The 23702-nt window shown below is 73.5% G+C and carries 21 protein-coding genes; 4 read left to right on the top strand and 17 right to left on the bottom strand.

Annotated elements, in window-relative coordinates:
• Positions 1 to 20 precede the first annotated feature (20 nt).
• A complete protein-coding gene (locus tag ABZ318_RS02030; RefSeq protein ID WP_356900546.1) occupies positions 21 to 1121 on the top strand; it encodes a citrate synthase 2 in 1101 nt (366 codons plus the stop codon).
• A 53-nt stretch (positions 1122 to 1174) separates the two neighbouring features.
• Here ABZ318_RS02030 and ABZ318_RS02025 read toward each other — a convergent pair whose 3' ends face one another.
• Entirely contained in the window at positions 1175 to 2215 is a 1041-nt protein-coding gene (locus tag ABZ318_RS02025; RefSeq protein WP_356900545.1) for a 2-oxoglutarate and iron-dependent oxygenase domain-containing protein, read from the bottom strand.
• A 373-nt stretch (positions 2216 to 2588) separates the two neighbouring features.
• Here ABZ318_RS02025 and ABZ318_RS02020 point away from each other — a divergent pair, with 373 nt between their 5' ends.
• Positions 2589 to 3629 (top strand): M4 family metallopeptidase, encoded by a 1041-nt coding sequence (locus ABZ318_RS02020; protein WP_356900544.1) that lies wholly within the window; start codon positions 2589 to 2591, stop codon positions 3627 to 3629.
• Positions 3630 to 3666: 37 nt separating this feature from the next.
• Here the strand turns inward: ABZ318_RS02020 and ABZ318_RS02015 are convergent, their stop codons facing one another.
• The 11 genes from ABZ318_RS02015 to ABZ318_RS01965 form a co-directional block, all read right to left on the bottom strand.
• Complete coding sequence (locus ABZ318_RS02015; protein ID WP_356900543.1) at positions 3667 to 4275, bottom strand: TetR/AcrR family transcriptional regulator; 609 nt, start codon at positions 4273 to 4275, stop codon at positions 3667 to 3669.
• Positions 4263 to 4997, bottom strand: coding sequence for an enoyl-CoA hydratase family protein (locus ABZ318_RS02010; RefSeq protein ID WP_356900542.1), 735 nt, complete (start codon positions 4995 to 4997; stop codon positions 4263 to 4265). Before ABZ318_RS02010 ends, ABZ318_RS02015 begins: the two co-directional genes overlap by 13 nt.
• Positions 4994 to 6571 carry a 4-coumarate--CoA ligase family protein gene (locus tag ABZ318_RS02005; protein ID WP_356900541.1) on the bottom strand — a complete coding sequence of 526 codons (1578 nt, stop codon included), beginning with the start codon at positions 6569 to 6571 and terminating at the stop codon, positions 4994 to 4996. Before ABZ318_RS02005 ends, ABZ318_RS02010 begins: the two co-directional genes overlap by 4 nt.
• Positions 6572 to 6695: 124 nt before the next feature.
• The gene (locus ABZ318_RS02000) at positions 6696 to 7307 is read right to left on the bottom strand and encodes an excalibur calcium-binding domain-containing protein (protein ID WP_356900540.1); all 612 of its coding nucleotides are present in this window, start codon (positions 7305 to 7307) and stop codon (positions 6696 to 6698) included.
• A gap of 85 nt (positions 7308 to 7392) precedes the next feature.
• On the bottom strand, positions 7393 to 7842 hold the full coding sequence (locus ABZ318_RS01995; protein ID WP_356900539.1) for a hypothetical protein: 450 nt from the start codon (positions 7840 to 7842) through the stop codon (positions 7393 to 7395).
• Between the two features lie 126 nt (positions 7843 to 7968).
• Positions 7969 to 9102 carry an acyl-CoA dehydrogenase family protein gene (locus ABZ318_RS01990; protein ID WP_356900538.1) on the bottom strand — a complete coding sequence of 378 codons (1134 nt, stop codon included), beginning with the start codon at positions 9100 to 9102 and terminating at the stop codon, positions 7969 to 7971.
• Positions 9099 to 11033, bottom strand: coding sequence for a biotin carboxylase N-terminal domain-containing protein (locus ABZ318_RS01985; RefSeq protein WP_356900537.1), 1935 nt, complete (start codon positions 11031 to 11033; stop codon positions 9099 to 9101). The genes ABZ318_RS01990 and ABZ318_RS01985 overlap by 4 nt, the downstream gene beginning before the upstream one ends.
• Before the next feature lie 7 nt (positions 11034 to 11040).
• Complete coding sequence (locus tag ABZ318_RS01980) at positions 11041 to 12639, bottom strand: carboxyl transferase domain-containing protein (protein WP_356900536.1); 1599 nt, start codon at positions 12637 to 12639, stop codon at positions 11041 to 11043.
• Positions 12636 to 14396 carry an acyclic terpene utilization AtuA family protein gene (locus tag ABZ318_RS01975; protein WP_356900535.1) on the bottom strand — a complete coding sequence of 587 codons (1761 nt, stop codon included), beginning with the start codon at positions 14394 to 14396 and terminating at the stop codon, positions 12636 to 12638. The genes ABZ318_RS01980 and ABZ318_RS01975 overlap by 4 nt, the downstream gene beginning before the upstream one ends.
• Complete coding sequence (locus ABZ318_RS01970) at positions 14393 to 15211, bottom strand: TIGR03084 family metal-binding protein (RefSeq protein ID WP_356900534.1); 819 nt, start codon at positions 15209 to 15211, stop codon at positions 14393 to 14395. The genes ABZ318_RS01975 and ABZ318_RS01970 overlap by 4 nt, the downstream gene beginning before the upstream one ends.
• A gap of 136 nt (positions 15212 to 15347) precedes the next feature.
• Positions 15348 to 16514, bottom strand: coding sequence for an acyl-CoA dehydrogenase family protein (locus ABZ318_RS01965; protein ID WP_356900533.1), 1167 nt, complete (start codon positions 16512 to 16514; stop codon positions 15348 to 15350).
• 159 nt (positions 16515 to 16673) lie between these two features.
• Here ABZ318_RS01965 and ABZ318_RS01960 point away from each other — a divergent pair, with 159 nt between their 5' ends.
• Positions 16674 to 17252, top strand: coding sequence for a TetR family transcriptional regulator (locus ABZ318_RS01960; RefSeq protein WP_356900532.1), 579 nt, complete (start codon positions 16674 to 16676; stop codon positions 17250 to 17252).
• Positions 17253 to 17667: 415 nt separating this feature from the next.
• Here ABZ318_RS01960 and ABZ318_RS01955 read toward each other — a convergent pair whose 3' ends face one another.
• From ABZ318_RS01955 to ABZ318_RS01945, 3 genes are all read right to left on the bottom strand, one after another.
• The gene (locus ABZ318_RS01955) at positions 17668 to 18432 is read right to left on the bottom strand and encodes an HAD family hydrolase (protein WP_356900531.1); all 765 of its coding nucleotides are present in this window, start codon (positions 18430 to 18432) and stop codon (positions 17668 to 17670) included.
• Entirely contained in the window at positions 18429 to 18827 is a 399-nt protein-coding gene (locus ABZ318_RS01950; protein ID WP_356900530.1) for a LysR family transcriptional regulator, read from the bottom strand. Before ABZ318_RS01950 ends, ABZ318_RS01955 begins: the two co-directional genes overlap by 4 nt.
• Positions 18828 to 18904: 77 nt before the next feature.
• Positions 18905 to 19867, bottom strand: a complete 963-nt coding sequence (locus ABZ318_RS01945; RefSeq protein WP_356900529.1) for a ScbA/BarX family gamma-butyrolactone biosynthesis protein — start codon at positions 19865 to 19867, stop codon at positions 18905 to 18907.
• Between the two features lie 146 nt (positions 19868 to 20013).
• Between ABZ318_RS01945 and ABZ318_RS01940 the strand changes: the two genes are divergently transcribed.
• Entirely contained in the window at positions 20014 to 20718 is a 705-nt protein-coding gene (locus ABZ318_RS01940; protein ID WP_356900528.1) for a ScbR family autoregulator-binding transcription factor, read from the top strand.
• Between the two features lie 94 nt (positions 20719 to 20812).
• Here the strand turns inward: ABZ318_RS01940 and ABZ318_RS01935 are convergent, their stop codons facing one another.
• Together ABZ318_RS01935 and ABZ318_RS01930 are read right to left on the bottom strand one after the other, a co-directional pair.
• Positions 20813 to 21898, bottom strand: a complete 1086-nt coding sequence (locus ABZ318_RS01935; RefSeq protein WP_356900527.1) for a DMT family transporter — start codon at positions 21896 to 21898, stop codon at positions 20813 to 20815.
• A 175-nt stretch (positions 21899 to 22073) separates the two neighbouring features.
• Complete coding sequence (locus tag ABZ318_RS01930; protein WP_356900526.1) at positions 22074 to 23672, bottom strand: class I adenylate-forming enzyme family protein; 1599 nt, start codon at positions 23670 to 23672, stop codon at positions 22074 to 22076.
• Positions 23673 to 23702 lie beyond the last annotated feature (30 nt).

Raw genomic sequence — 23702 nt, 5'->3', positions numbered from 1 at the left:
ATCGATAGAGGAGCTGCCTGATGTCCGACTTCGTACCCGGGCTCGAGGGAGTCGTCGCGTTCGAGACGGAGATCGCCGAACCCGACAAGGAGGGCGGCGCCCTCCGCTACCGCGGGGTCGACATCGAGGACCTCGTCGGCCACGTCTCCTTCGGGAACGTCTGGGGCCTGCTCGTCGACGGCGCGTTCAACCCGGGCCTGCCGGCCGCCGAGCCGTTCCCGATCCCCGTGCACTCCGGTGACATCCGCGTCGACGTGCAGTCCGCGCTCGCGATGCTCGCGCCCGTGTGGGGTCTCAAACCGCTCCTCGACATCTCCGCCGAGCAGGCCCGCGACGACCTCGCCCGCGCGGCCGTCATGGCCCTCTCGTACGTCGCGCAGTCGGCGCGCGGCCAGGGCCTGCCGATGGTCCCGCAGAGCGAGATCGACAAGGCGGAGTCCATCGTCGAGCGCTTCATGATCCGCTGGCGCGGCGAGCCCGACCCGAAGCACGTGAAGGCCGTCGACGCCTACTGGACCTCCGCCGCCGAGCACGGCATGAACGCCTCCACGTTCACCGCGCGGGTGATCGCCTCCACCGGTGCCGATGTCGCCGCCTCGCTCTCCGGTGCCGTCGGCGCCATGTCCGGTCCGCTGCACGGCGGCGCGCCCTCCCGCGTCCTCGGCATGATCGAGGAGATCGAGCGGACCGGCGACGCCACCGCGTACGTGAAGCAGGCTCTCGACAAGGGCGAGCGCCTCATGGGCTTCGGCCACCGCGTCTACCGCGCCGAGGACCCCCGCGCGCGCGTGCTCCGTCGTACGGCCAAGGAGCTGGCGGCGCCGCGCTTCGAGGTCGCCGAGGCCCTGGAGAAGGCCGCCCTGGAGGAGCTGCACAACCGCCGCCCCGACCGGGTGCTGGCGACGAACGTGGAGTTCTGGGCCGCGATCGTGCTCGACTTCGCCGAGGTCCCGGCGCACATGTTCACGTCGATGTTCACGTGCGCGCGTACGGCCGGCTGGTCGGCGCACATCCTGGAGCAGAAGCGCACCGGCCGCCTCGTGCGTCCCTCGGCCCGCTACACGGGCCCCGGCCAGCGGGACCCGCGCGAGGTCGAGGGGTACGGCGACATCACCGGCTGAGCCGGACCGGTCGGTCCGGCCGGGTGCCCGTCGGCCCGGCCGGACGCCCCGGGTCAGACCAGCTGGGCCGGCTGCTCCTGCGAGAGCAGCAGGTCCGCGTGGTGGCGGGCCGTGGTCAGCGGGTGGGCGCGGAGCTTGCCCTTCAGTTCGTTGCGTCCGTACTCGGCGAACAGCGGGTTCGCCGGGTCGGCCGTGACGCCGGGGGCGCGGTCCGCGAAGGGGAACTGGAGCGGCGTGATCCGGGCGTCGAGGCGCGGGTTGTAGAAGAACGGCACGGAGAATCGTTCCGTCGCCCCGGGCGGCGAGACCACCCGGTGGTTCGTCGCGATCAGGTAGCCGTTCGTGGCGACCTCCAGGAGCTCGCCCAGGTTGACGACGAAGGCGCCCGGGAGCGGCGGCACGTCGTGGAACATCCCGTCCTCGCGCTGCACCTGGAGTCCGCCGACGTGGTCCTGGAGCAGCAGGGTGAGGAAGCCGTAGTCCTTGTGCGCGCCGACGCCCTGGTCGTCGCCCTCGCCGCTGCTGCCCGGGTAGCGCACCAGCTTGAGGTGCGGGTGGGCGTGCGGGCCGAAGATGTCGTCGTAGAAGTCCTGGGGCGCTCCGATGGAGGCGAGCAGCTCGTGGAGGAGCCGCTCGGCGACGCCGCTGAGGCGGTCGATCCAGTGCAGGGCGGCCGTGCGGAGCTCGGGGAGGGCGGCGGGCCACTGGTTGGGGCCTTCGAGCCACCAGTACGGGGCTTCCCAGGGGCCGGGTTCGCGCGCGGGGCGCTCGGCGCCGATGTCGAGCTGGTCGCGCCAGTCGCGGGCGCCGCCGGTGCGCTCGTCGCCGATGCGGGTGTAGCCGCGGAAGTGCGGCGAGTTGATGTTGTCGAGGGCGAGCCGGTTGGCCTCGGGCAGGGCGAAGAAGGCGTGCATGGCCGAGGTGAGGGCCTGGGTCTCGGCCTCGGTGATGCCGTGCCCGATGAGCTGGAAGAAGCCCACGTCGTGGGCGGCCGAGTGGAGCTGCGCGTGGAGCAGCTTCCGTGCCTGGGGGTCTTTGTCGGCCGCCGAGAGGTCGACGATGGGGAGCTGCGAGGGGTACGAGCTGTTCGTCATGTGTATGCATCCGCGGGGTGTACGGGTGCCCGGGGCGGCCGCGAAGGGTGGGGCGGGGGCCACGGGTGCCGGTCGGCTTGGTGCTCGGACGAGGGACCCGCAGGGGTGTGGAGTGGTACCCCGGAAGGTCAGGCGGAGCGGCGACAGCCCATGCTCGTGACGCGGACGTAGTCCACGTGGCGACGGCGTACGAGCAGAGGCATGGAGTCAGCGTACTGCGGTGGCGGGCGGGCCACTGTGGTCCCCGTCACGTCCTGTGCCGCGATGGCTCAAAGTCTGTTCAAAGTGGCGGGCTTGCGCGAAGATCGCCGCCATTGCGTGTTGAGTACACGCCAAGCTTCCCGTCGTCGCATCCCATCGCAGGAGGATGTCCATGACCCGCCGCACCTCTCGTGGCCTGGCCGCCGCGGCCGCCGTCACCGTGGCCGCCGCCACCGCGGCGCTGCTCCCGTCCGCGGGAGCCTCCGCCGCCACCGCCGCGCCGCAGGCCCGCGTCTTCATGGTGAACCCGGTCCAGTCCTCGGGCGACCAGACCCTCACCGACCACAAGGACGCGGTGAGCGACGTCCCCGCCTCCGCGTACGCCACCGCCGCGCTCCGCAACCTCGACGCGAGCGGCGGCCTGTCCGGCAGGTGGGCCGCCGTCCGCTCCGAGACCGGCAACCCCGCGAAGGCCGCCGACGCCGCCTCGTACGACCGCTCCGACGACGAGTTCGAGCAGGTCATGGCGTACTTCTGGGTCAACGAGGCGCAGGAGTACCTCCAGGGCCTCGGCTTCGGCTCCGAGCTGCGCGGGGCGAACGACCGGGTGCAGCCGGTCCGCCTCAACCAGTGGGGCGCCGACAACTCCTTCTTCACCGACAAGAAGGCCGAGATCCGCTTCGGCAAGGGCGGCGTGGACGACGCCGAGGACGCCGAGGTCATCGTCCACGAGTACGGCCACGCCGTGCACAACGCCCAGGTGCCCGGCTTCGGCACCTCCCCGGAGGCCGGCGCGATCGGCGAGGCCTTCGGCGACTACCTGGCCGTGGAGGTCGGCGCGAACGCGGACGCCAGGTACGGCTGGCCGATGAAGGCCGACCTGGCCTGCGTCGCCGACTGGGACTCGACCGGCTACAGCGCGGCCCCGCACTGCCTGCGCCGCATCGACGGCACCAAGACCTACGCGGACCGCGTGGGCGAGGTCCACGCGGACGGCGAGATCTGGTCCCGGGCGCTCTTCGACATCCGGAACGAGCTCGGCGCCCGCACGGCCGACCGGATCATCGTGAACGCGCAGTTCGGCTTCGCCGCCGACACCAGCTTCAAGGACGCGGCCCTGACGACGGTCGCGACCGCGCAGAAGATGTACGGCACGCAGGCCGCGACGGCCGTGCGCGACGCCTTCCGGGCGCGCGCGATCCCGGGCGTCTAGTCGCTCAGGGTCCCGGGCGTCTGACCGCCTGACCGGTTTACGGGCTCAGCGCCTCGCTCACCAGCCGCGCCCACTGGGACACCACCCGTTCCCGGCGGGCGCGGTCGTCCGTGAGGAGGGTGGCGAGGCCCAGGCCGCGGGCCATGTCCAGGAGGCCCTGGACGGTCTCGCGGACGCCGGGCCGGGTCTCGTCGGCGCCCAGGACCTCGACGGCGACGCGGTGGGACTCGCGCCCGACGCGGGCCTCAAGCTCGGTGACCCGCTCGCGGAGCTGCTCCTCGCCGGAGGCGGCGACCCACAGGTGGAGCGCGGCCCGGAAGAGGGGCCCGGTGTAGAGGCCGACGAGGGCGGCGACGGCCTGTTCGCGGTCGTCCGTGCGGACCGCCCGCAGGGCCTGCGAGCGCTCCTCCGCGACGTACTCGACGGCGGCCGTGAAGAGGTCCTCGCGGGTCGGGAAGTGGTGCTGGGCGGCGCCCCGGGAGACGCCGGCCCGTTCGGCGACGACGGCGACCGTGGAGCCCGCCCAGCCGTGCTCGGCCAGGCAGGACACGGCGGCCTCCAGGAGCCGCTGCCGGGTGGCGCGGCTCCTGTCCTGCTTGGGGTTCCGGTCGCTCCGGTCCGGTCTGGGCGCGGTCAGAGCCGCCATGCGGGGTCCCGTCGTTCGAGGAAGGCCGTCATCCCCTCGCGCGCCTCGGCGGAGGCGAAGAGCGTGGCCGATCGCCGCACCAGGTCCTCCGCGTCGCGTTCGAAGGTCTCCAGGACTCTAGCGGTGACCAGTCGTTTCGCCTCCCGCAGGCCCTGCGGGGAGCCGGCGCGCAGCGCGTCGAGGATGCCGGGGAGCTCCTGGTCGCCGGCGGTCACGAGGCCCATGCCGATCGCCTCGGGGACGCCGAACCGCTCGCCGGTCAGGTAGTGCCGGGCGGCCGCGCGCGGTTCGAGGCGCGGCAGGAGGGTGAGGGAGATGACGGCGGGCGCGACCCCGATCCGTACCTCGGTGAGCGCGAAGTCCGCCCCTTCCCCCGCGAGGACGATGTCGGCCGCGCCGAGCAGGCCGAGGCCGCCGGCGCGGGTGTGGCTGCCGGGGGTGACGTGGACGACGACCGGTTTCGGCAGCTCGACGACCTGCCGGAGCAGGTCCACGAAGGCGTACGGGCTGGGCGGCGCCTTCAGGTCGGCGCCCGCGCTGAAGGTGGAGCCGGTGTGGGTGAGGACGACCGCCCGGATCGCCGGGTCCTTGCCGCAGGCGGTGAGCGCGTCGGCGAGCTCGGTGACGAGCGGGGCGGAGAGGGCGTTGCGGGTGGCCGGGGAGTTCAGGGCGAGGGTGGTGATGCCCCGCTCCTCGGTGACGTCGATCAGGGGCAGGGTCATGCGCGTTCCCTCAGTTCCCTTCGGAGGATTTTTCCGGACGCTGCCCGGGGGACGGTGTCGATGAACTCCACGGCGCGGACCTTCTTGTAGGGGGAGACCCTTGCGGCGACGTATGCGGTGACCTCGTCGGCGGTGAGGCCGGGTGCGGTGGGGTGGCGGACGACGAAGGCCTTGGGGATCTCGGTGCCGTCCGGGTCGGTGACGCCGATGACGGCGGCGTCGGCGACGCCCTCGTGGGTGAGGAGCAGCGCTTCGAGTTCGGCGGGGGCGACCTGGAAGCCCTTGTACTTGATCAGCTCCTTCACGCGGTCGACGACGAAGAGCCAGCCGTCGGCGTCGACGCGGCCGATGTCGCCGGTGTGCACCCAGCCGTCGGCGTCGATCATGGCGGCGGTGGCGTCGGGGCGGCCCAGGTAGCCCTTCATGACCTGGGGGCCGCGGATGGCGATCTCGCCCTCCTCGCCGGGTGCGGCGTCCTTCGCGGGGTCGTCGAGGGAGAGGATCCGCATCTCGGTGGAGGGCAGCAGCCGGCCGACGGTGCCGGGCGGGGGCGTGGCGGCGTCGAGCGGAGTGACGTGGGTGCCCGGGGACAGCTCGGTCATGCCGTACGCCTGCCGGACGGGCGGCAGGCCGAGGCGGGTGGAGCAGGCTTCGGCGAGGGCGGCGTCGAGGGGGGCGGCGGCGCTGACGACGTACTCCAGGGAGGACAGGTCGTAGTCGGCGACGGCCGGGTGCTTGGCGAGGGCGAGGACGATCGGCGGGGCGACGTACAGGCCGTTGATGCGGTGCTTCTGGATGGCGCTGAGGAAGGTGTCGAGCTCGAAGCGGGGCAGGACGACGACGGTGGCGCCCCGGCGGAGGGGCGCGTTCATGAGGGCGGTGAGGCCGTAGATGTGGAAGAAGGGCAGGACGGCGAGGATGCGGTCGCCCGGGCCCATCGGGATCAGCGGCTCCAGCTGCGCCAGGTTGGTGGCGATGGAGGTGTGGGTGAGCATGACGCCCTTGGGGACGCCGGTGGTGCCGGAGGAGTACGGGAGGGCGGCGACGTCCTCGTCGGGGTCGACGGCGATCTCGGGGACGGGCCCGGTGGAGGCGAGGAACTCCTGGAGCGAGCGGACTCCCCCACCCGCCGGGGCCCGGTCGCAGACGAGGATCTCCTCGATGCCGCCCGCGAGTTCGGCGGCGGCGCGGGCGGAGGCGAGCAGCGGGGAGACCGTCACGATCCACCGCGCGGAGGAGTCGCGGAGCTGCTTGGCGAACTCCTCCGGTGTGGCCAGCGGGTGCACGGTGGTGACGGACGCGCCCGCGCGTGTGGCGGCGTAGAACGCGACCGGGAACAGGACGGTGTTGGGGCTGTGCAGGGCGAGGACGTCCCCCTTGCGCACCCCGGCCTCCGCGAGCCCGGCGGCCACCCGCCGGTGGAAGGCGTCGACCTGCCCGTACGTGAGCGTCAGCTCCCCGGCCCCGTCGATGAGGGCCGGGGTGTCCCCGTACGCGGCGGCGCGTCCGAGGACGGCGTCGTGGATGGGCAGGGAGAGGGTGGGAACGGCCTCGTACTCGCTGTGGAACACCATGCGTCGGCCCCCTGGAGAGGTGGAAGGTGGTCGCCAGGATCGCTGCTGCGGGCGGGACTTGGGGAGACCCTGTCAGCCCTCCGAAAAACAATCAAGCGTGCCTGCATGGTTTGTGGCCGGTGGGTCAGCGTTCGCAGGCCACTCCGTCGCCGTCGCGGTCGAGGTGGCTGTCGTAGCCGGGCTCTCCCCGGTGGATGGGGGCGGCGCCGGCGGCGCGGACGGCGGAGCAGTTGGCGTAGTAGACGTCGGAGGGGGCCTCCTCCGTGGTCTGCGCGGGCTCCGGCTCCTCGGTGGTGGGCTCCGGCGCCGGGGTGCGGGTGCGGGCGGGCTTCGGGGCGGAGGTCCGGGGCGGGGCGGTGGTCGGCTCCGGGGTCGGCGCGACGGTGGTGGGCGTCGCCGACGGGGTGGGTGCCTCGGTGGTCGGGGCCGGCTCCGGGGTGGGGCTCTGCGTGGTGGGCGTCGGGGTCGCGGGGGCCGTCGCCGTCGCGGCGGGCTTCGGGGCGTCCGTGCCGTCCTGCTTCGGGTCGTCGACGGCGAGGGCGATGACGAACCACAGGGCCGACAGGACCGTGGCCACGATCTTGGTCCGGGTGGTCCAGCGGCTCAGCCAGGCCAGGGCTATGCCGCCCGGCGGGAAGATCACCAGCAGGGTGACGACCAGGGCGGGGTGCTGCCACCAGCGGCGGGGCGGCGTCCACGGCGGCGGGGGCTGGTACTGGTGGGTGTTCTGGTACACGCGCGTCTCTCCCGGGGGCTCATGACGCTCGGACGTGAGCGAAATGCAGGGATCCTACACGCGGTCTTCACAACCGGAGGCGGAATCAACCGAGTCGAGACGTCAGGCGCCGGTCCAGGGCCCGCTGGCCCCCGGCGAGCCAGCGGACCGGCCAGTGGAGGAGGACGGCGAGGCACAGGAGCCAGCCGCCGGCGTGGACCGCCCAGACGCCGGCCATCGTCGGGCCGCCCCAGGCCTGGTGGTAGTCGGTGTCCAGGTACCAGAGCGGATAGCCGAAGTTCCGGACCGAGTTGAACAGCGCGTATCCGACGAGGACGAAGGCCACCGCGTCCAGCGGCAGCCCGAGCACGGCCCGGCCGAGGACCCGGCGGCCGGTCCAGCCGTCGCCGCCGGCGAGCCGGGCCCGCAGGCGGGCGGCCCGGCCCGGCTGCCCGGTCAGGGTCAGCACGACCGCCGCGAGGCCGGCCGGCAGTGCCAGGAACGCGCGGGCGGCGGTGTGGAGGGTTCGGCGGACCAGGGTCATCGGCGCGGACATCGACGGGCTCCTCGGCTCGTGCGGCGGATGCCCGTACCCTCGCGCCCCCTCGCCGCCCCCGTCGTCACACCCCGGAGCCAACCGCCGTGTCATACCCAGGTGCCACCCCCGCGGCCCGGCGGGACGTCAGTACGACTTGGGCAGCCCCAGCGTCTGGTGGGAGACGTAGTTCAGGATCATCTCCCGGCTGACCGGGGCGATCCTCGCCACGCGGGCGGCCGTGACCAGGCGGGCCAGGCCGAACTCCTTGGTGAGGCCGTTGCCGCCGAGGGTGTGGACGGACGTGTCCACGGCCTTCACGCACGCCTCGGCCGCCGCGTACTTCGCCATGTTCGCGGCCTCGCCCGCCCCCGTGTCGTCGCCCGCGTCGTACAGCCGCGCCGCCTTCTGCATCATCAGCCGGGCCAGTTCGAGCTCGATGTGCGCCTGGGCGAGCGGGTGGGCGATGGCCTGGTGGGCGCCGATCGGGGCCTTCCAGACCTGGCGTTCCTTCGCGTACTTCACCGCCTGCGCGAGGGCGTACCGGCCCATGCCGATCGCGAACGCCGCCGTCATGATCCGCTCGGGGTTGAGGCCCGCGAAGAGCTGGAGGAGACCCGCGTCCTCGTCGCCGACGAGCGCCTCGAAGGGGAGGTGCACCTCGTCCAGGGTCAGCTCGAACTGCTTCTCGTCCGCGTCCAGTTCCATCTCGATGTGCCGGCGCCCGAAGCCGGGTGCGTCGCGCGGGACGATGAACAGGCAGGGCTTCAGGTTCCCCGTGCGGGCGTCGGAGGTACGGCCCACGATCAGGGTCGCGTCGGCGATGTCGACGCCCGAGACGAAGACCTTGCGGCCGTTCAGGACCCAGCCTTCCTCCGTGCGGGTCGCCGTCGTCGTGATGCGGTGGGAGTTGGAGCCCGCGTCGGGCTCGGTGATGCCGAAGGCCATCGTCCTCGACCCGTCCGCGAGGCCGGGGAGCCAGGTCCGCTTCTGCTCCTCGGTGCCGAAGCGGGCGATGACCGTGCCGCAGATGGCGGGCGAGACGACCATCATCAGCATCGGGGCCCCGGCCGCGCCCGCCTCCTCCAGGACGATGGACAGCTCGGCCATGCCGCCGCCCCCGCCGCCGTACTCCTCGGGCAGGTTCACGCCCAGATAGCCGAGCTTGCCCGCCTCGGCCCAGAGCTCGGCGCGGTCGAAGCCGGGGCCGTGGCGGTGGCCGAGGGCGGAGACGGCGGCCCGGAGCGCGGTGTGTTCCTGCGGCTCGATGTCGGTGCTCATACGGGGTCTTCCTCCTGTGCATCGGTCTGTACGACGTGTGCATCGGTCTGTACGACGGCGAGCAGGGCACCGACCTCGACCTGGCGGCCGGGGACGGCGTGGAGCGCGGTGAGCGTGCCGGAGGCGGGGGCAAAGACGCGGTGCTCCATCTTCATGGCCTCCAGCCAGAGCAGGGGCTGCCCGGCGGCGACCCGGTCGCCGACGGTGAGGCCGTCCGCGACCCGGACGACGGTGCCGGGCATGGGGGCGAGCAGGGAGCCGGGTTCCCGCAGGTCGGCGGGGTCGGTGAAGCGGGGGCGGGCGGTGAGGCGGTGGCGGCCGGCGTGGACGGTGTCCTCGTAGGCCGTGACCTCGAAGGTCCTCGCCACGCCCGCCACTTCGAGCCGTACGGAGTCCGGGGCCGCCGACAGCACCCGTACGCCCTCCGGGGACACTACCTCGTAGCCGCCGGCCCGGGTCGGCCGGTAGCGGATCTCGTGGTCGCCGTAGGCCCGGACCTCGTCCTGCGAGCGGACGTTGCGCCAGCCGCCGCCGAAGCGGCCCTCGCGGGAGGCCGCCGAGGCCAGGGCGGCGGCCACGGCCGCGTACTCCCCGCCCGGCGGAGGCGCGGTCAGGGCGTCGAGGTTCCGCTCGTAGAAGCCGGTGTCGAGGGCGGCCGGGTCGGCGTACTCCGGGTGGCGGAGGGACGCCACGAGCAGGTCCCGGTTGGTGACGGGACCGTGCACGCGGGCCCGTTCCAGGGCGTGGGCGAGCTTCCGGAGCGCCTGCTCCCGGGTCGGGGCGTGGGCGATCACCTTGGCGAGCATCGGGTCGTAGTGGACGCCGATCGCGTCCCCGGAGGCATAGCCGGTGTCGACGCGCACGTCTCCGGGGACGTCGAAGCTGTGCAGAACACCGGTCTGTGGGGCCCACCCCCTCGCCGGGTCCTCGGCGTAGAGCCGGGCCTCGACGGCGTGGCCGCGGGGGGCGGGCGGCTCGGCGGGCAGGGCGCGGCCCTCGGCGACGGCGAGCTGGAGGGCGACGAGGTCGACGCCGTACACCTCCTCGGTGACCGGGTGCTCGACCTGGAGGCGGGTGTTCATCTCCAGGAAGTGCGCCTTGGGGGTCCCCCCTGCTCGAGCGGAGCCGAGAGCTTGGGGGACGCCGGCGACCAGGAACTCGACGGTGCCCGCGCCGACGTAGCCGACGGCCTTGGCGGCCCGTACGGCGGTGTCGAGGAGGGAGGCCTCCAGGGCGGCGGGCAGGCCGGGCGCCGGGGCCTCCTCGACGACCTTCTGGTGCCGGCGCTGGAGGGAGCAGTCGCGGGTGCCGAGCGCCCAGACCGTGCCGTGGGCGTCGCAGAGGAGCTGCACCTCGACGTGCCGGCCGTTCTCCACGTACGGCTCGACGAACACCTCGCCGTCCCCGAAGGCACTCGCCGCCTCCGCCGACGCCGCCCGCAACTCCCCCTCGAGAGACGCCAGTTCCCGTACGATCCGCATGCCCCGGCCGCCGCCGCCCGCCGCCGCCTTCACCAGGACGGGCAGGTCGGCCTCCGTCACCTCGCCCAGGGGCTCGATCCCCAGGAGTTCCTTCGCGCGGGTCTTCGACGCCATCGCCTCGATCGCCTCGGGCGGCGGCCCGATCCACACCAGGCCCGCGTCGGTGACCGCCCGTGCGAAGTCGGCGTTCTCGGAGAGGAAGCCGTAGCCGGGGTGGACGGCGTCGGCGCCCGCCGCGAGCGCCGCCGCGACGACGAGGTCGCCGCGCAGATACGTCTCCGAGGGCGCGGCTCCCGGCAGCCGCACCGCCGCGTCGGCCTCCCGGACGTGCAGGGCGTCGGCGTCCGCGTCGGAGTACACGGCGACGGTGGAGATGCCCAGCTCACGGCAGGTACGGAAGACCCGGCAGGCGATCTCGCCCCGGTTCGCGACCAGTACGGTCGAAATCATCAGTGCCTCACATTCGGAAGACGCCGAAGCCGCCGCGCGCGCCCTCGACCGGTGCCGTGTGGATCGCGGAGAGGCACAGCCCGAGGACCGTGCGGGTGTCGCGGGGGTCGATGACCCCGTCGTCGTAGAGCCGCCCGGAGAGGAACATCGGCAGCGACTCGGACTCGATCTGCGCCTCGACGAGGGCCCGCAGTCCGGCGTCGGCCTCGTCGTCGTACGGCTGCCCCTTCGCGGCGGCGGAGGCCCGCGCCACGATGGACAGGACGCCGGCGAGCTGCTGCGGGCCCATGACGGCGGACTTCGCGCTCGGCCAGGCGAAGAGGAAGCGCGGGTCGTAGGCCCGGCCGCACATGCCGTAGTGCCCGGCGCCGTACGACGCCCCCATGAGGACGGAGAGGTGGGGCACGCGGGAGTTCGCCACGGCGTTGATCATCATGGCGCCGTGCTTGATGATGCCGCCCTGCTCGTACTCCTTGCCGACCATGTAGCCGGTGGTGTTGTGGAGGAAGACGAGCGGGATGTCGCGCTGGTTGGCGAGCTGGATGAACTGCGCGGCCTTCTGCGACTCGGCGGAGAAGAGGACGCCCTGCGCGTTGGCGATCATGCCCACCGGGTAGCCGTGCAGCCGCGCCCAGCCGGTGACGAGGCTGGCCCCGTACAGCGGCTTGAACTCGTCGAAGTCCGAGCCGTCGACGATCCGGGCGATCACCTCGCGCGGGTCGAACGGCGTCTTGAGGTCGCCGGGGACGATCCCGAGGAGCTCCTCGGGGTCGTACTTCGGGGGTTCGGCCGGTCCGGGGTCCCCGTGGTGTTTGCGGTGGTTGAGGCGGGCGACGATCCGGCGGGCCTGGCGGATCGCGTCGGCCTCGTCGACGGCGTAGTGGTCGGCGAGGCCGCTCGTGCGCGCGTGCATCTCGGCCCCGCCGAGGGACTCGTCGTCGCTCTCCTCGCCCGTCGCCATCTTCACCAGCGGCGGTCCGCCGAGGAACACCTTCGACCGCTCCCTGATCATCACGGCGTGGTCGGACATGCCGGGGACGTACGCACCGCCCGCCGTGGAGTTCCCGAAGACGACGGCGACGGTCGGGATGCCGGCGGCGGAGAGGCGGGTGAGGTCGCGGAAGAGCGCCCCGCCCGGGATGAAGATCTCCTTCTGGGAGGGCAGGTCGGCGCCGCCGGACTCGACGAGCGAGACGACGGGCAGCCGGTTGGCGTACGCGATCTCGTTGGCCCGCAGGGCCTTCTTCAGCGTCCACGGGTTGGAGGCGCCGCCGCGCACGGTCGGGTCGTTGGCGGTGATCAGGCACTCCACGCCCTCGACGACCCCGATGCCGGTCACCAGGGAAGCCCCCACGGTGTAGTCGCTGCCCCAGGCGGCGAGCGGTGACAGCTCCAGGAAGGGGCTGTCGGGGTCGACGAGCAGTTCGATCCGCTCGCGGGCGAGGAGCTTGCCGCGCTTCCTGTGGCGGGCGGTGTACTTCTCGCCGCCCCCGGCGAGGGCCTTGGCGTGCTCGGTGTCGAGGGCGGCGAGCTTGTCGAGCATGGCGGCGCGGTGGGCCGCGTAGTCGGGTCCGCCGGTGTCGAGGGCGGAGGCGAGGACGGTCAAAGGAGTTCCTCCGGTACGTCGGGCGGGAGGGCGGCCGGGGTGTCGGGCGAGGTGTCGGGCAGGAGCGCGGCCGGGGTGTCGGGCAGGAGCGCGGCCGGTACGTCCACGTGGCGGGAGCGGAGCCATTCGCCGAGGGCCTTGGCCTGGGGGTCGAAGCGGGCCTGGGAGGCGACGCCTTCGCCGAGGATCCCGGCGACGGTGAAGTTGAGCGCGCGGAGGTTGGGGAGGAGGTGCCGGGTGACGGGCAGCTCCGCCGTTTCCGGGAGCAGTTCGCGGAAGAGGTCGACCGTGAGGGTGTGGGCGAGCCAGCGCCACTCCTCGTCCGTACGGACCCAGACCCCGACGTTCGCGTCGCCGCCCTTGTCGCCGCTGCGCGCTCCCGCGACCCGGCCGAGGGGTGCCCTCCGGGTGGGCCCCTCGGGGAGGGGCGGCGGAAGGTCCGGGTCGGGTACGGGTTCCAGCTCCCGGGTCCTCGGAGGTACGGGGACCTCCCGGCGGGTCCCGTCGGGGAGCACGGCCGTGTGCGGGACCTCGGCGGCCGGCACGTACGCGGTCTCGAAGACCCCGTAGGGGGCGCCCTTGCCGGGCGGGGCGGTGACGTGGAAGCCGGGGTAGCTCGCGAGGGCCAGTTCGACGGCGGCGCCGGTGACGGCGCGGCCGACCCTGTCGGGGTCCCGGTCGCGGACGACGAGGCGGAGCAGGGCGCTCGCGGTCTCCTCGGTGGGGGCGTCGGGGCGGTCGGTGCGGGCCAGTTCCCAGCGGACCTCGGCGGGCGGGTTCTTCGCCAGGGCGTCGTGGAGCTGCTCCCGGAGGAGGGCCGCCTTGGCCTCGACGTCGAGGCCGGTGAGGACGAAGACGACCTCGTTGCGGAAGCCGCCGAGCCTGCTGAGCCCCACCTTGAGCGTCGGGGGCGGGGCCTCTCCCCGTACGCCCGAGATCCGGACCCGGTCGGGGCCCTCCTGGACGAGGCGGACGGTGTCGAGCCGGGCCGTCACGTCGGGGCCGGGGTAGCGGGAGCCGGCCGTCTCGTAGAGGAGCTGGGCGGTGACCGTGCCGGTGTCGACGAGGCCGCCGGTGCCGGGGTGCTTGGTGATGACCGCGCTGCCGTCGGCGTGGAGCTCGGCGACCGGGAAGCCGGGGCGGCGCACGTCGTGGCCCCGGAAGAAGGCGTAGTTGCCGCCGGTGGCCTGGGTGCCGCACTCCAGGACGTGCCCGGCGACGACCGCGCCCGCCAGCTCGTCGTACGCCTCCGGGCCCCAGCCGAAGTGCCACTGCGCGGGGCCGGTGACGAGGGCCGCGTCGGTGACGCGGCCGGTGACGACGACGTCGGCGCCGGCGGCCAGGCAGGCTGCGATGCCCGCGCCGCCGAGGTAGGCGTTGGCGGTCAGCGCTCCGTGGCGCGGCGGCAGCAGGTCGCCCTCGACGTGGGCGACGCGGGTGGGCAGGCCGAGCTTCGCGGCGAGAGCGCGCAGGGCGTCGGCGAGACCGGCCGGGTTGAGGCCGCCCGCGTTGGCGACGATCCGGACCCCGCGCTCGTGGGCGAGACCGAGGCCCTCCTCCATCTGGCGCAGAAAGGTCTTCGCGTAGCCGGCGGACGGGTCCTTGAGCTGGTCGCGGCCGAGGATGAGCATGGTCAGTTCGGCGAGGTAGTCGCCGGTGAGGACGTCGAGTCCGCCGCCCGTCAGCATCTCGCGGACGGCGTCGAAGCGGTCGCCGTAGAAGCCGGAGGCGTTCCCGACGCGCAGGACGCCCGTCATGCGGTCCCCTCGGTGGGGGTTTTGGTGGGGGCCCCGTGCGGTGCGCGGCCACCGCCCGCCGGGCCCGCGAAGGCCTGGGCGATGCCGAGCCACCGCTCGGCGTCCTCGCCGACGGCGACCAGGGCGGTGTCGTCGCGGTGGAGGCGCTGGGTGACGAGCAGGCAGAAGTCGAGGGCGGGGCCGGTGACCCGCTGGGCGGCGTCCTCGGGCCCGTACGTCCACGACGTGCCGTCCGGCGCTACCAGTTCGACCCGGAACGGCTCGGCGGGCGCCGGGACGCCCCGTACCAGGAAGGCGTAGTCGCGGGCCCGGTGGCCGATCCAGGCGACGTGCCGGAGCCGGGCCGTGGGCGCCCGGACCACCCCGAGGGCGTCGGCGACGTCCTGGCCGTGCGCCCAGGTCTCCATCAGCCGGGCGGTGGCCATGGCGGAGGCGCTCATCGGCGGCCCGTACCAGGGGAACCTGGCTCCGGGCGGGACCGCGCGCAGGGCCTCCTGGAGCTGCTCGCGGCCGGTGCGCCAGCGGGCGAGGAGCTCGGCGGGCGGCAGCTTCGCGCCCTCCTCCGCGCCCTCGTCGACGAAGCGGTCGGGGGCGGCGAGGGCCTTCTCGGTCTCGGCGGCGAAGGCGTCGGCGTCGGTGGCGGCGAGGAGGGCGGCGCGGTCGGTCCAGGCGAGGTGGGCGATCTGGTGGGCGATCGTCCAGCCGGGGGCGGGGGTGGACGCGGCCCACCGCTCCTCGCTCAACTCTCCGACGAGACGGTCGAGTTCATCGCTCTCGTCGCGCAGGTCGTCGAGGACGACGACGGGGTCGGACACGGTGCGCTCCCCTCGGGGGACGGGCGGTCACGGGCCTTCGCGGAGGAGCATGCCAGCGGGACCAGAAACAATCAAGCGTGCTTGCTTTAGTTTCTGAGCCGGACGGCGGGACCCGGCCGCCCGCCGACGACGGGCCTCAGGCCCCCGGCGGGAAGACCGTCGCCGCGTAGGCCGCGGCCGCCGGGGCGGGCTGGAGGGCGGCGTGGGCGGCGATCGCGTGGATGTCCCGCCAGGCGCGCGCCAGATCGCCGCCCGCGACGAGACCACGGGCGCCGCCGGTGCGCACGAGGCGTTCCACCACGCCGGTGAGGAGGTCGACGGCGAGGGCCGAGTCGCGCTGGTTGAGGGCGGCGGCGGCCGGGCCGCACGGAGCCGGGCCGTCGGCGCGGGCCGCGGCCGCCTCCAGGAGCAGGCGGGCCGCGTCGATCTCGGCGGAGCAGCGGGCCAGGGTCTGCTGGACCGTCGGGTCGTCGGTGAGCGGCCGCCCGTCGGGCAGGCGGCGCATGCCGACGAGCAGGGTCCAGGCCTCCAAGGCCCCGCGCGCCGCGCCGAGCGCGGGTGCGGCGAAGAGGAGCGCGGCGACCAGCTGGTACGGCACCCGGTGGCAGGGGGCCGCGTCGGTGTCGGCGACGCCGGCCACCAGGGTCTCGCGGAGGAAGGTGCGGTGCTCGGGCACGAAGACCCCGTCGACCGTGACGCCGTGGCTGCCGGTGGCGCGGAGCCCGACCGCGTCCCAGGTCTCCCGGATCCCGACCCGCTCGCGCGGCACCGCGAGGACCCGGTACGCCGGGGCGCCGTCCCCCGAGTGGTCGAGGCAGGCGAGGAGGACCCAGTCGGCGTGTTCGATCCCGCTGGCGAAGGCCCACTCCCCCGTCAGGGTCCAGCCGCCGGGCACCCGGGCGAGCCGGCCGGCGGGGGGCACGATCGCCGCCGCGACGCGCACGTCGGGCGAGTCGCCCCACAGCTCGCGCTGCCCCTCGGCCGGCAGGTGCGCGGCGAGACGGCCGTGGGCGGCGAGCAGCACCGCGCACCAGGCGGTGGAGGCGCAGGCCGTGCCGGTTTCGGCGACGGCGTCGAGCAGTTCGGCGAAGCCCCCGGCTCTGCCGCCCCACCGGCGGGGCACGAAGTGCCGGGCGAGGCCGGCGGCGGTCATCGCCTCGACGGCCTCGGGGTGGAGCCGGCCGGTCCGCTCCGCCTCCTCGGCGTGCCGCGCGGCGGCGGCCCGGAGCCGGCCGGCGGCGAGGGGGGCGGGAGAGAGGGAGGAGGCGGCGGCGAGGGAGACCGGGGCGTCGACGACAGTCATGACTCGTACTCCTTGCGTGGAGGTTCAGTGGTGGTACTGATGCGAGTAGAAAAAGATTCTGCCTGGAAGGTATTTTCTGAGAGGCCGTCATGAGAGACATGGAGGCCGCCACAGCGGAAGGGAGGCGGACGCTCGGTGAGGCAACAGGACAGGGCCCGCATGACCTATGACCTGGTGCTCGGCGCGGCAGCGGCCGAGTTCGCCCTGCATGGATTCGCGGGGACGAACCTGGCCGACATCACGGCCCGCACCGGACTGACCAAGGGAGCTCTCTACGGACATTTCTCCTCGAAAGCCGACCTCGCCGGTGAACTGACCCGCTCCTTCGAGTCGGCCTGGGCCGATGCCCTCGCCACCGCCGCCGGCGAGGCGGAGGAGAGCGGCGCGGCACTGCCCACCCTGCGGAGACTGCTCCTCGACCTCGCCCGCAAGGTGCACGAGGACCTGCCCTTCGCCGCCGGGCTGCGCCTGGTCATGGACGCCGCCCGCGCCGAAGGAACCACACCCGCCTCCATCGGCGGGCTCTGCGACATCGTGACGCGCCTGATCCGCAAGGGCCAGGGAGAGGGCTCGGTCCGCACCGCCCATCCGGCCGACCTGTTGGCCCGGCTCGTCGTCGCCCTCCTCGTCGGTGCGCCTGCCGTGGTGACGGCGACGGACGCGACGGGTCCCGCCGAGCTGGTGAGCGAGGTCTGGGACATCCTGGAGCCCGCGCTGTCGGGCTCCCGCGGCGGCTGAGCCGGGGCGGGGCGGGGCTGCGCGGCGGGGCGGGGCTTGCACAGGTGGGGCTGCGTGGCGGAGCTTGCACAGGTGGGGCTGCGCGGTGGAACTCGCGCAAGTGGGGCTGCGCGGGTGGGACTCGCGCAAGTGGGGCTGCGCGGTGGGACTCGCGCAGGAGGGGCCGCGCGGCGGAGTTCGCACGAGCAGGATCGCGCAGGTGGGACTGCACGGGTGGGGCTTGCGCCTGTGGGGGATGCGCAAGAGTCCGTGGGGGTACGGAAGTCACGCGAGTGACGGGTGCGTCCCGGGCCCTCGGAGTCGCCGTGGCGGCGGGGCTCTCGTACGGGCGGGGCTTCCGTGGGGATCGGGGCTCTGGGCGGGGCTTCCGTGGTGGGCTGCGACGGCGGAGGGATCCGCGCCCCGGTACGGAGCCTCAGGCCGCCTGCGCCGCCGGGGTGCGCGCGGGGCGCGCGGCCGCCGGGAGACCGGTCGGGGATCCGGCCGACGGGGCGGGTGGGGTCACCGGTGCCGGGCCCGGCAGCCAGGACCAGGCCGCCGTCTCGGACGGCGGGGCGGAGATCGGCCCGTCGCCGACCAGGACCGGATGGCCGACGGAGCGCAGCAGCGGCAGGTCGCTCTCGTCGTCGGCGTAGACGAAGCACTCCTCGGCGGCGATGCCGAAGGCCGACATGACCCGCCGGGCGGCCTCGGCCTTGGCCTCGCCGATCATGGGCGGGCCGGACAGCTCCCCGGTGAGCAGGCCCTCCGAGGTCACCTCGGGCACGGTGCACACCACGAGGTCGGCTCCGACCTCCCGGGCCAGCGGGTCGAGGCAGGCGGAGAAGGCTCCGGAGACGAGGACGACCAGGTCGCCGGCGTCCCGGTGGCGGCGCAGCGCCTCGTACACGGGGCGGTGGAGCAGGCCGCCGGCGCGGGCCTTCTCGTACCACTCCCGGCCGCTGGTCTCCAGGTCGTCGAGGTGACTGCCGGTGAGGAAGCGGAAGAAGGAGCGGTTCACCTGCTCGCGGGGCACGCCCTCGCGGATCTGGCGCTGGAGGGAGGCGCGCGCCGCGGCGAGCCTGCGGGCGGCCATCTCTCCGCGTCCCCAGTACCGGGCGAGGACGCAGCCCATGCTCTTGCAGGTGATCAGGGTCTCGTCCACGTCGAAGAACGCGGCCCGGGCCGGGGCGATGCTCATGCTCTGCCCCCTCTGTCGACGAGACGGCGGTCGGCGAGACGGCTCTCGGCAAGACGGCTCTCGGCGGGACGGCTCTCGGTGAAGCGGCCGGTCATGCCGGCCGGCGGGGCCGTCCGGCGGTCCACCACGGAGGGTGCGGGGTCGGCGATCTCGTACTGCGCCGTCTCGACGAGTTCGAGGATCCGCTCCGCCAGCGGGCGCAGGCGCGCGCCGGCCGGGGTGAGTTCCACGGAGCGGTTGCCGCGCCGCTGGAAGAGCGAGGCCCCCATGTCCTCTTCCAGGCCCTTGATCTGCGCGGTCACGGCGGGCTGGGAGTAGTGCAGGTTGTGGGCCGCGCGGGTGAAGCTGAGTTCCCGGGCCACTTCGCGGAAGGCCCGTAAGTGCTGGAGTTCCATCCTTCTGCCTTTCTACGCTCGTCCGTTCTTGCCTTGAACGCGCGGCGGGACGTGCGGCCGCACGTGGTGCGGTGCCGTCACGCGCAGCGGGCCACGGCGGTGGCGAGGACGCGGCCGCCCTGGGTGGCGGAGAGGCGCACCCGGCCGTCCTCCGTCGGCGCGGCCTCGACGGCCACGGCCTCGGCCAGCTCGCCGAAGACGGCGAAGTCGGCGTCCAGCGAGGTCAGCGCGGCGCCTCCCGTCGTCTCTCGGGCGGCCTGCCGGAAGGCCTCCAGGAGCAGCATCCCGGGCACGTGGTCCGAGGGGTGCTCGAAGTAGCCGGGGTGCGCGGGGTCGACGTGCAGCCGCCATTCCCGGGCGCCGGCCGGCCGGGTCCGCTCCTCCGCGGCGGGTACGGGGCGCAGGACGTACCGGTCGTCGTCGGCACCCGCGGCCGTCCCGTACGCGGAGGTCACGGGCTCCACGGGTGCGGTCTCCGCGGCCCGGCCGCGCTGTCGGAGCCGCCCGTACCGAGTGCCGTCGATCACGACGACTCCGGCGGAGGCGCGGGCGCACTCCCGGCCGCCGACCTCGATCACCATGTCGAAGCGGGCGTCGAAGCGGCGCGGGTTGCGTCCGCCGGCGGGCGTCACGACCTTCACGTCGAGGACCACCGGGAGGGGCCCGCAGCCGACCCGGAGGGCGGCCGGGTCGCTGATGCGCAGCGACAGCGCCTTGAAGATGAAGTGGTGGCCGAGCGGCACGTCGTGGTACCGGTGGCTCAGGAAGATGCCGGCCTGTCGTACGGTCTCGACCAGCAGCATGAAGTCGCACTGCCCGGTGGTCTCCGGGCGGTACAGCGCGTGGTTCCGGGGCAGTTGCGCACCGACCAGGAAGCGGTCGGCCCCGGCGACGACCGCGTCGGTGAGGAAGACCTCCGTCACCGAGGCACGGTGCACGAACCGGCGGGAGATCGTGCGGTCGAAGCTCAGGCCCTCCTTGGCCTCCCGGATGAGTGACTCCAGGGACCCGACGTGCGCGAGCGTTTCGACGGGTAACACGCTCTGCAGCACACTGATGGACATCCTTAATCCCCCTCAAGGTGAAGCACCGTGGCGACGAGGGACCTCGGCGGCCCCTCGACAGCAAGAAATATACCTTCGAGAATGTATATTGCAAGGCATAGGAACGAGAGAGGCGGACGGACATGGCGACACCACGAAGCGAACCCGGGCCACGGACCACCGAACCCCGACAACGGAGCACCGAGCCCAGGCAGCGAAGCGCCGAGCCGAAGCAGCGAAGCGCCGAGACCAAGCCCCGGAGCGAACCGAAGCAGGAGCGCGCCCGGCGCACGAAGGTGCACATCCTCCAGTCGGCGGCCGAGCTCTTCGCCGAGCGCGGCTACGCGACCGTCACCCTGCAGGACGTGGCCGAGCGCGCGGAGATGACCAAGGGGGCGGTGTACTTCCACTACACGAACAAGGAGGCCCTGGCGGTCGCGGTCGTGCAGGAGCACTACGCGCGCTGGCCCGAGATCCTCAAGGGCGCCGAGGGTGACCACGAGGAGCCGTTCGACACGCTCGTCGCCGTCCTCGACGCGGTCACCCGGGCGTTCGCGCGGGACATCGTCGTCCAGGCCGGCGCGCGGCTCCAGATCGAGCGGGCCCTCATCGACGCCGAGCTCCCCGAGCCGTACGTCGGCTGGGAGGACTACCTCACCCGGCTGATCGCCGAGGTCCGGGACGCGGGACAACTGCGGGCCGGAGTGGAACCACGCGCGGCGGCCCGCGTCCTGGTCTCCGCCTTCTTCGGCATGCAGCACATCTCGGACGTCCTCAGCCGCCGCCGGGACCTCACCGAGCGGCACGAGGAGCTGCGGACCGTCCTCCTCGAAGGGCTGCGCGGCTGATCGGCCGCGTGGCCGCCGTGAGAAGCCGGGAAACGGCGTGGCCCCCCACGGATGTGGGAGGCCACGCCGTACGCGTTCAGCGGGTCGGTGCCGGTCAGGACCTGCTGCCCGAGGCGACCGGCGCCTGGGCCGAGGCGGAACCCGAAGCGGAGCCCGTACCGGAAGCCGTACCGGAACCGGAAGCCGTACCCGTACCGGAACCGGAAGCCACGACAGAGACCGGAGCCGGGGCCGGGGCGGCCGCGGCGGCCTTGGCGGCGACCCGGCGCAGGTACAGGTTGTTGAAGACCAGCGCCGCCGCCGTGAGCGAGGCGCCCACGATCTGCATGCCGGCCGGGACGACACCGGTCAGGGCGGAGATCACGAAGGCCGTGATCGGCACGACGTCCATGAAGAGGACGCCGTTGAGCGGGCCGAGGTAGCGGTTGCCGAAGTTCCAGCCGAGGACGCCGACGAAGCCGGCGATGACGCTCATGTAGGCGAGCTGGGGAAGGATCGAGCCCACGGCACCGGCCGTCGGGACCGGGACGCCGCCGGCGGCCAGGATGACCGCCGTGATCACGGCGGCGCTGGCGAGGCCGAGGACCGTGGTGATCGCCGTGTACTTGATCGGGGACCAGGTCGGGAAGTAGCTCGCGCCCGAGGTGTAGACGACCCAGCACAGCGCGGCGAAGAGCAGCAGGGCGTCGGCGCCGGCCGTCTTCGGGGAGGCGATCAGCGAGCCGATGTCACCGTCGGAGACGACGAGGATGGTGCCGACGAAGGACATCGCGATGAAGACGAGCGAGAACTTCGGCGGGACGACCTTCTTCAGCACCCAGTTCACCAGGAAGCCCATCATGGGCATGGTGGCCATCATGATCGAGGCGTTCAGGGCGCCCCGCTCGCCGATGAGGTCCTGGCCGAAGAAGACCAGGAACTGGAAGCCCGCGAAGCCGGCCGTGCCGAACAGCCAGGCCAGACCGATGCGTTCGCCCTTGAGGCGGAGCCCCGCCCCGCCCTCGCGGATCCGGAGGAAGACCAGGAACATCGCACCGGCGATGGTGTAGCGCATCACGGTGAAGGTGAAGGGGTCGATGTGCTTCAGGGTGGAGTCCATGAGGGGGAACATCGCGCCCCAGGACACCGTGGCCAGGAGGCAGAGGAGAACGCCTCGCGTGTACGTGTTCTGACTGTTCATGAGTCTTCCTGTCGGGCCTGAGCCGGATGGGAGTTGAGGGGAGTTCAGGGAAGTTCGGGGAAGGGCGGTGCGGAGGGAGGGGCGGCCGGGCCCCGGATCCGGAGGAGGGGGTACGGGCTCCGGGACCCGGCCACGTGTGGGGACGGCCGTACGGGGCGGGTCGTACGGGGGCGGGTCAGACCCCCGCCGGCTCCGGCTCGCGGGACTCCGCGGGGCGGATGTCGAGCAGCGGCAGGACCGACTCCAGGAGCTGGGCGGCCCGGACCTTGCCGGTCGGGCTGTACGGGATGGCGTCGACGGGGACCACGTACGCCGGGAGGCACGGCACCCGGCGGGCGCAGGCGGCGCTGACCGCCCGGTAGCCGCTCTCCTGGCGCTCGGGGGCGACCGGGGTGAAGGGCACGACGAGCGCCTCGCCCACGCCGGGGAGGCTGGTGCGCAGGACGGCCGTCTCGCGGACGCAGGGGAGGTCCATGAGGTCGGCTTCGAGGCCGAAGATGTTGACGTCGAGCGGCTTGCCCGCCTCGGCCTTGGCCACGCCGTCGTTGCGGCCGGTGAGTTCGAGCCGGCCCGCCTCATCGACGAGCCCGCTGTCGCCGGTGAGCAGGAAGCGCTGCGTACGGCCGCCGTAGTCGAGGGTCATGAAGTCGGGCTCGCTCGTCGCGTAACTGTCCATCAGCTGGTAGCTGGCGATGGCGACCCGGCCCCGGCTGCCCTTGGGGAGCGGCTTGTTGTCGGCGTCGAGGACGACGACGGTGTTGCCGGGCATGGGGCGGCCGGAGCGGCAGGGGGCCACGTGCAGCTCCTCGGGGCCGATCATGACGTTCACGCCGGTCTCGGTCGTGCCGTAGTAGAGGTGGAGCACCGGACCGAGCCGGTCCCAGGCGTTGTTGATGACCCACCGGTTGAGGTGCCGGCCGCCGGAGAGGACGAAGTGCAGGCGGGAGGTCTTGTGCAGGTGCTCGGAGTTCGGGTGGGCGACGACCCGGGCCAGGACGGGCGGCACCATGAGGGTGGTGGAGACGCCCTCCTCCTGGATGATGCGGATGAGCTCCTCGGCGTCGTCGTGGGGGCCGAGGACGACGGTGCCGCCCAGGGTGAGGAAGATGCGCGCCCAGCCCGGCCCGGAGGCGTGGTAGAGCGGCACCGTGACGAGGTGGACGTCCTCTTCGTCGAAGGCGTACTGGTCGACGAGGTCGGCGAAGCGGCGGGCCTCGAAGGAGGTGCGCCGGACGACCATCTTGGGGACGCCGCTGGTGCCGGAGGTGAAGGAGAAGGCTTCGAAGGGCTGCTCCACCGGCTGCGGTTCGCCGGGGGCCGACACGAGGAGGTCGGTGAAGCTGACGGAGACGGTCCGGCCGTCGGGCAGGCCCGCGGGCTCGCTGTCGATGAACACGTCGAGTATGTCCCTGCCGCCCGGCCAGCCGCACTCCTCGACGAGGCCCCGGTGGGCCTTGGAGGTGATGACGACGGTCGGCTCCAGCTGGTCGAGCGCGGCGCTCGTCGCGACGGGCCCGGCGGTGTAGTCGAGGCCGACGCAGGGGATGCCGAGGGAGCTGACGGCGGCCATGGAGACCACCAGCTCCCAGCTGTTCTCGGCGAGGAAGACCGCGCGGGCGGGCCGGGCCTCGGGCAGCAGGTCCTGGATGGCGCAGGCCACGCGGCTGACCTTGTCGGCGAAGCTCGCCCAGGTCATGCGGGTCTCGCCGTCGACGACGGCGACGCGCTGGGGCCAGCGGGCGGCGTGCTTGCGGATGTCCGCGATCTTGATCATGGAGGTGTTCTCCTCGGAGTCGGGGGTGGC

It is taken from the genome of Streptomyces sp. NPDC006197 (assembly GCF_040613865.1).
GTDB lineage: Bacteria > Actinomycetota > Actinomycetes > Streptomycetales > Streptomycetaceae > Streptomyces.
This window is presented reverse-complemented; position numbering and strand designations above follow the sequence as displayed.

Bases quoted from the DNA above. Each gene is read 5' to 3' on its own strand.
- ABZ318_RS02030 (WP_356900546.1), top strand. From the start codon at position 21: ATGTCCGACTTCGTACCCGGGCTCGAGGGAGTCGTCGCGTTCGAGACG.
- ABZ318_RS02025 (WP_356900545.1), bottom strand. From the start codon at position 2,215: ATGACGAACAGCTCGTACCCCTCGCAGCTCCCCATCGTCGACCTCTCG.
- ABZ318_RS02020 (WP_356900544.1), top strand. From the start codon at position 2,589: ATGACCCGCCGCACCTCTCGTGGCCTGGCCGCCGCGGCCGCCGTCACC.
- ABZ318_RS02015 (WP_356900543.1), bottom strand. From the start codon at position 4,275: ATGGCGGCTCTGACCGCGCCCAGACCGGACCGGAGCGACCGGAACCCC.
- ABZ318_RS02010 (WP_356900542.1), bottom strand. From the start codon at position 4,997: ATGACCCTGCCCCTGATCGACGTCACCGAGGAGCGGGGCATCACCACC.
- ABZ318_RS02005 (WP_356900541.1), bottom strand. From the start codon at position 6,571: ATGGTGTTCCACAGCGAGTACGAGGCCGTTCCCACCCTCTCCCTGCCC.
- ABZ318_RS01995 (WP_356900539.1), bottom strand. From the start codon at position 7,842: ATGTCCGCGCCGATGACCCTGGTCCGCCGAACCCTCCACACCGCCGCC.
- ABZ318_RS01990 (WP_356900538.1), bottom strand. From the start codon at position 9,102: ATGAGCACCGACATCGAGCCGCAGGAACACACCGCGCTCCGGGCCGCC.
- ABZ318_RS01985 (WP_356900537.1), bottom strand. From the start codon at position 11,033: ATGATTTCGACCGTACTGGTCGCGAACCGGGGCGAGATCGCCTGCCGG.
- ABZ318_RS01975 (WP_356900535.1), bottom strand. From the start codon at position 14,396: ATGACGGGCGTCCTGCGCGTCGGGAACGCCTCCGGCTTCTACGGCGAC.
- ABZ318_RS01965 (WP_356900533.1), bottom strand. From the start codon at position 16,514: ATGACTGTCGTCGACGCCCCGGTCTCCCTCGCCGCCGCCTCCTCCCTC.
- ABZ318_RS01960 (WP_356900532.1), top strand. From the start codon at position 16,674: ATGACCTATGACCTGGTGCTCGGCGCGGCAGCGGCCGAGTTCGCCCTG.
- ABZ318_RS01955 (WP_356900531.1), bottom strand. From the start codon at position 18,432: ATGAGCATCGCCCCGGCCCGGGCCGCGTTCTTCGACGTGGACGAGACC.
- ABZ318_RS01950 (WP_356900530.1), bottom strand. From the start codon at position 18,827: ATGGAACTCCAGCACTTACGGGCCTTCCGCGAAGTGGCCCGGGAACTC.
- ABZ318_RS01940 (WP_356900528.1), top strand. From the start codon at position 20,014: ATGGCGACACCACGAAGCGAACCCGGGCCACGGACCACCGAACCCCGA.
- ABZ318_RS01935 (WP_356900527.1), bottom strand. From the start codon at position 21,898: ATGAACAGTCAGAACACGTACACGCGAGGCGTTCTCCTCTGCCTCCTG.
- ABZ318_RS01930 (WP_356900526.1), bottom strand. From the start codon at position 23,672: ATGATCAAGATCGCGGACATCCGCAAGCACGCCGCCCGCTGGCCCCAG.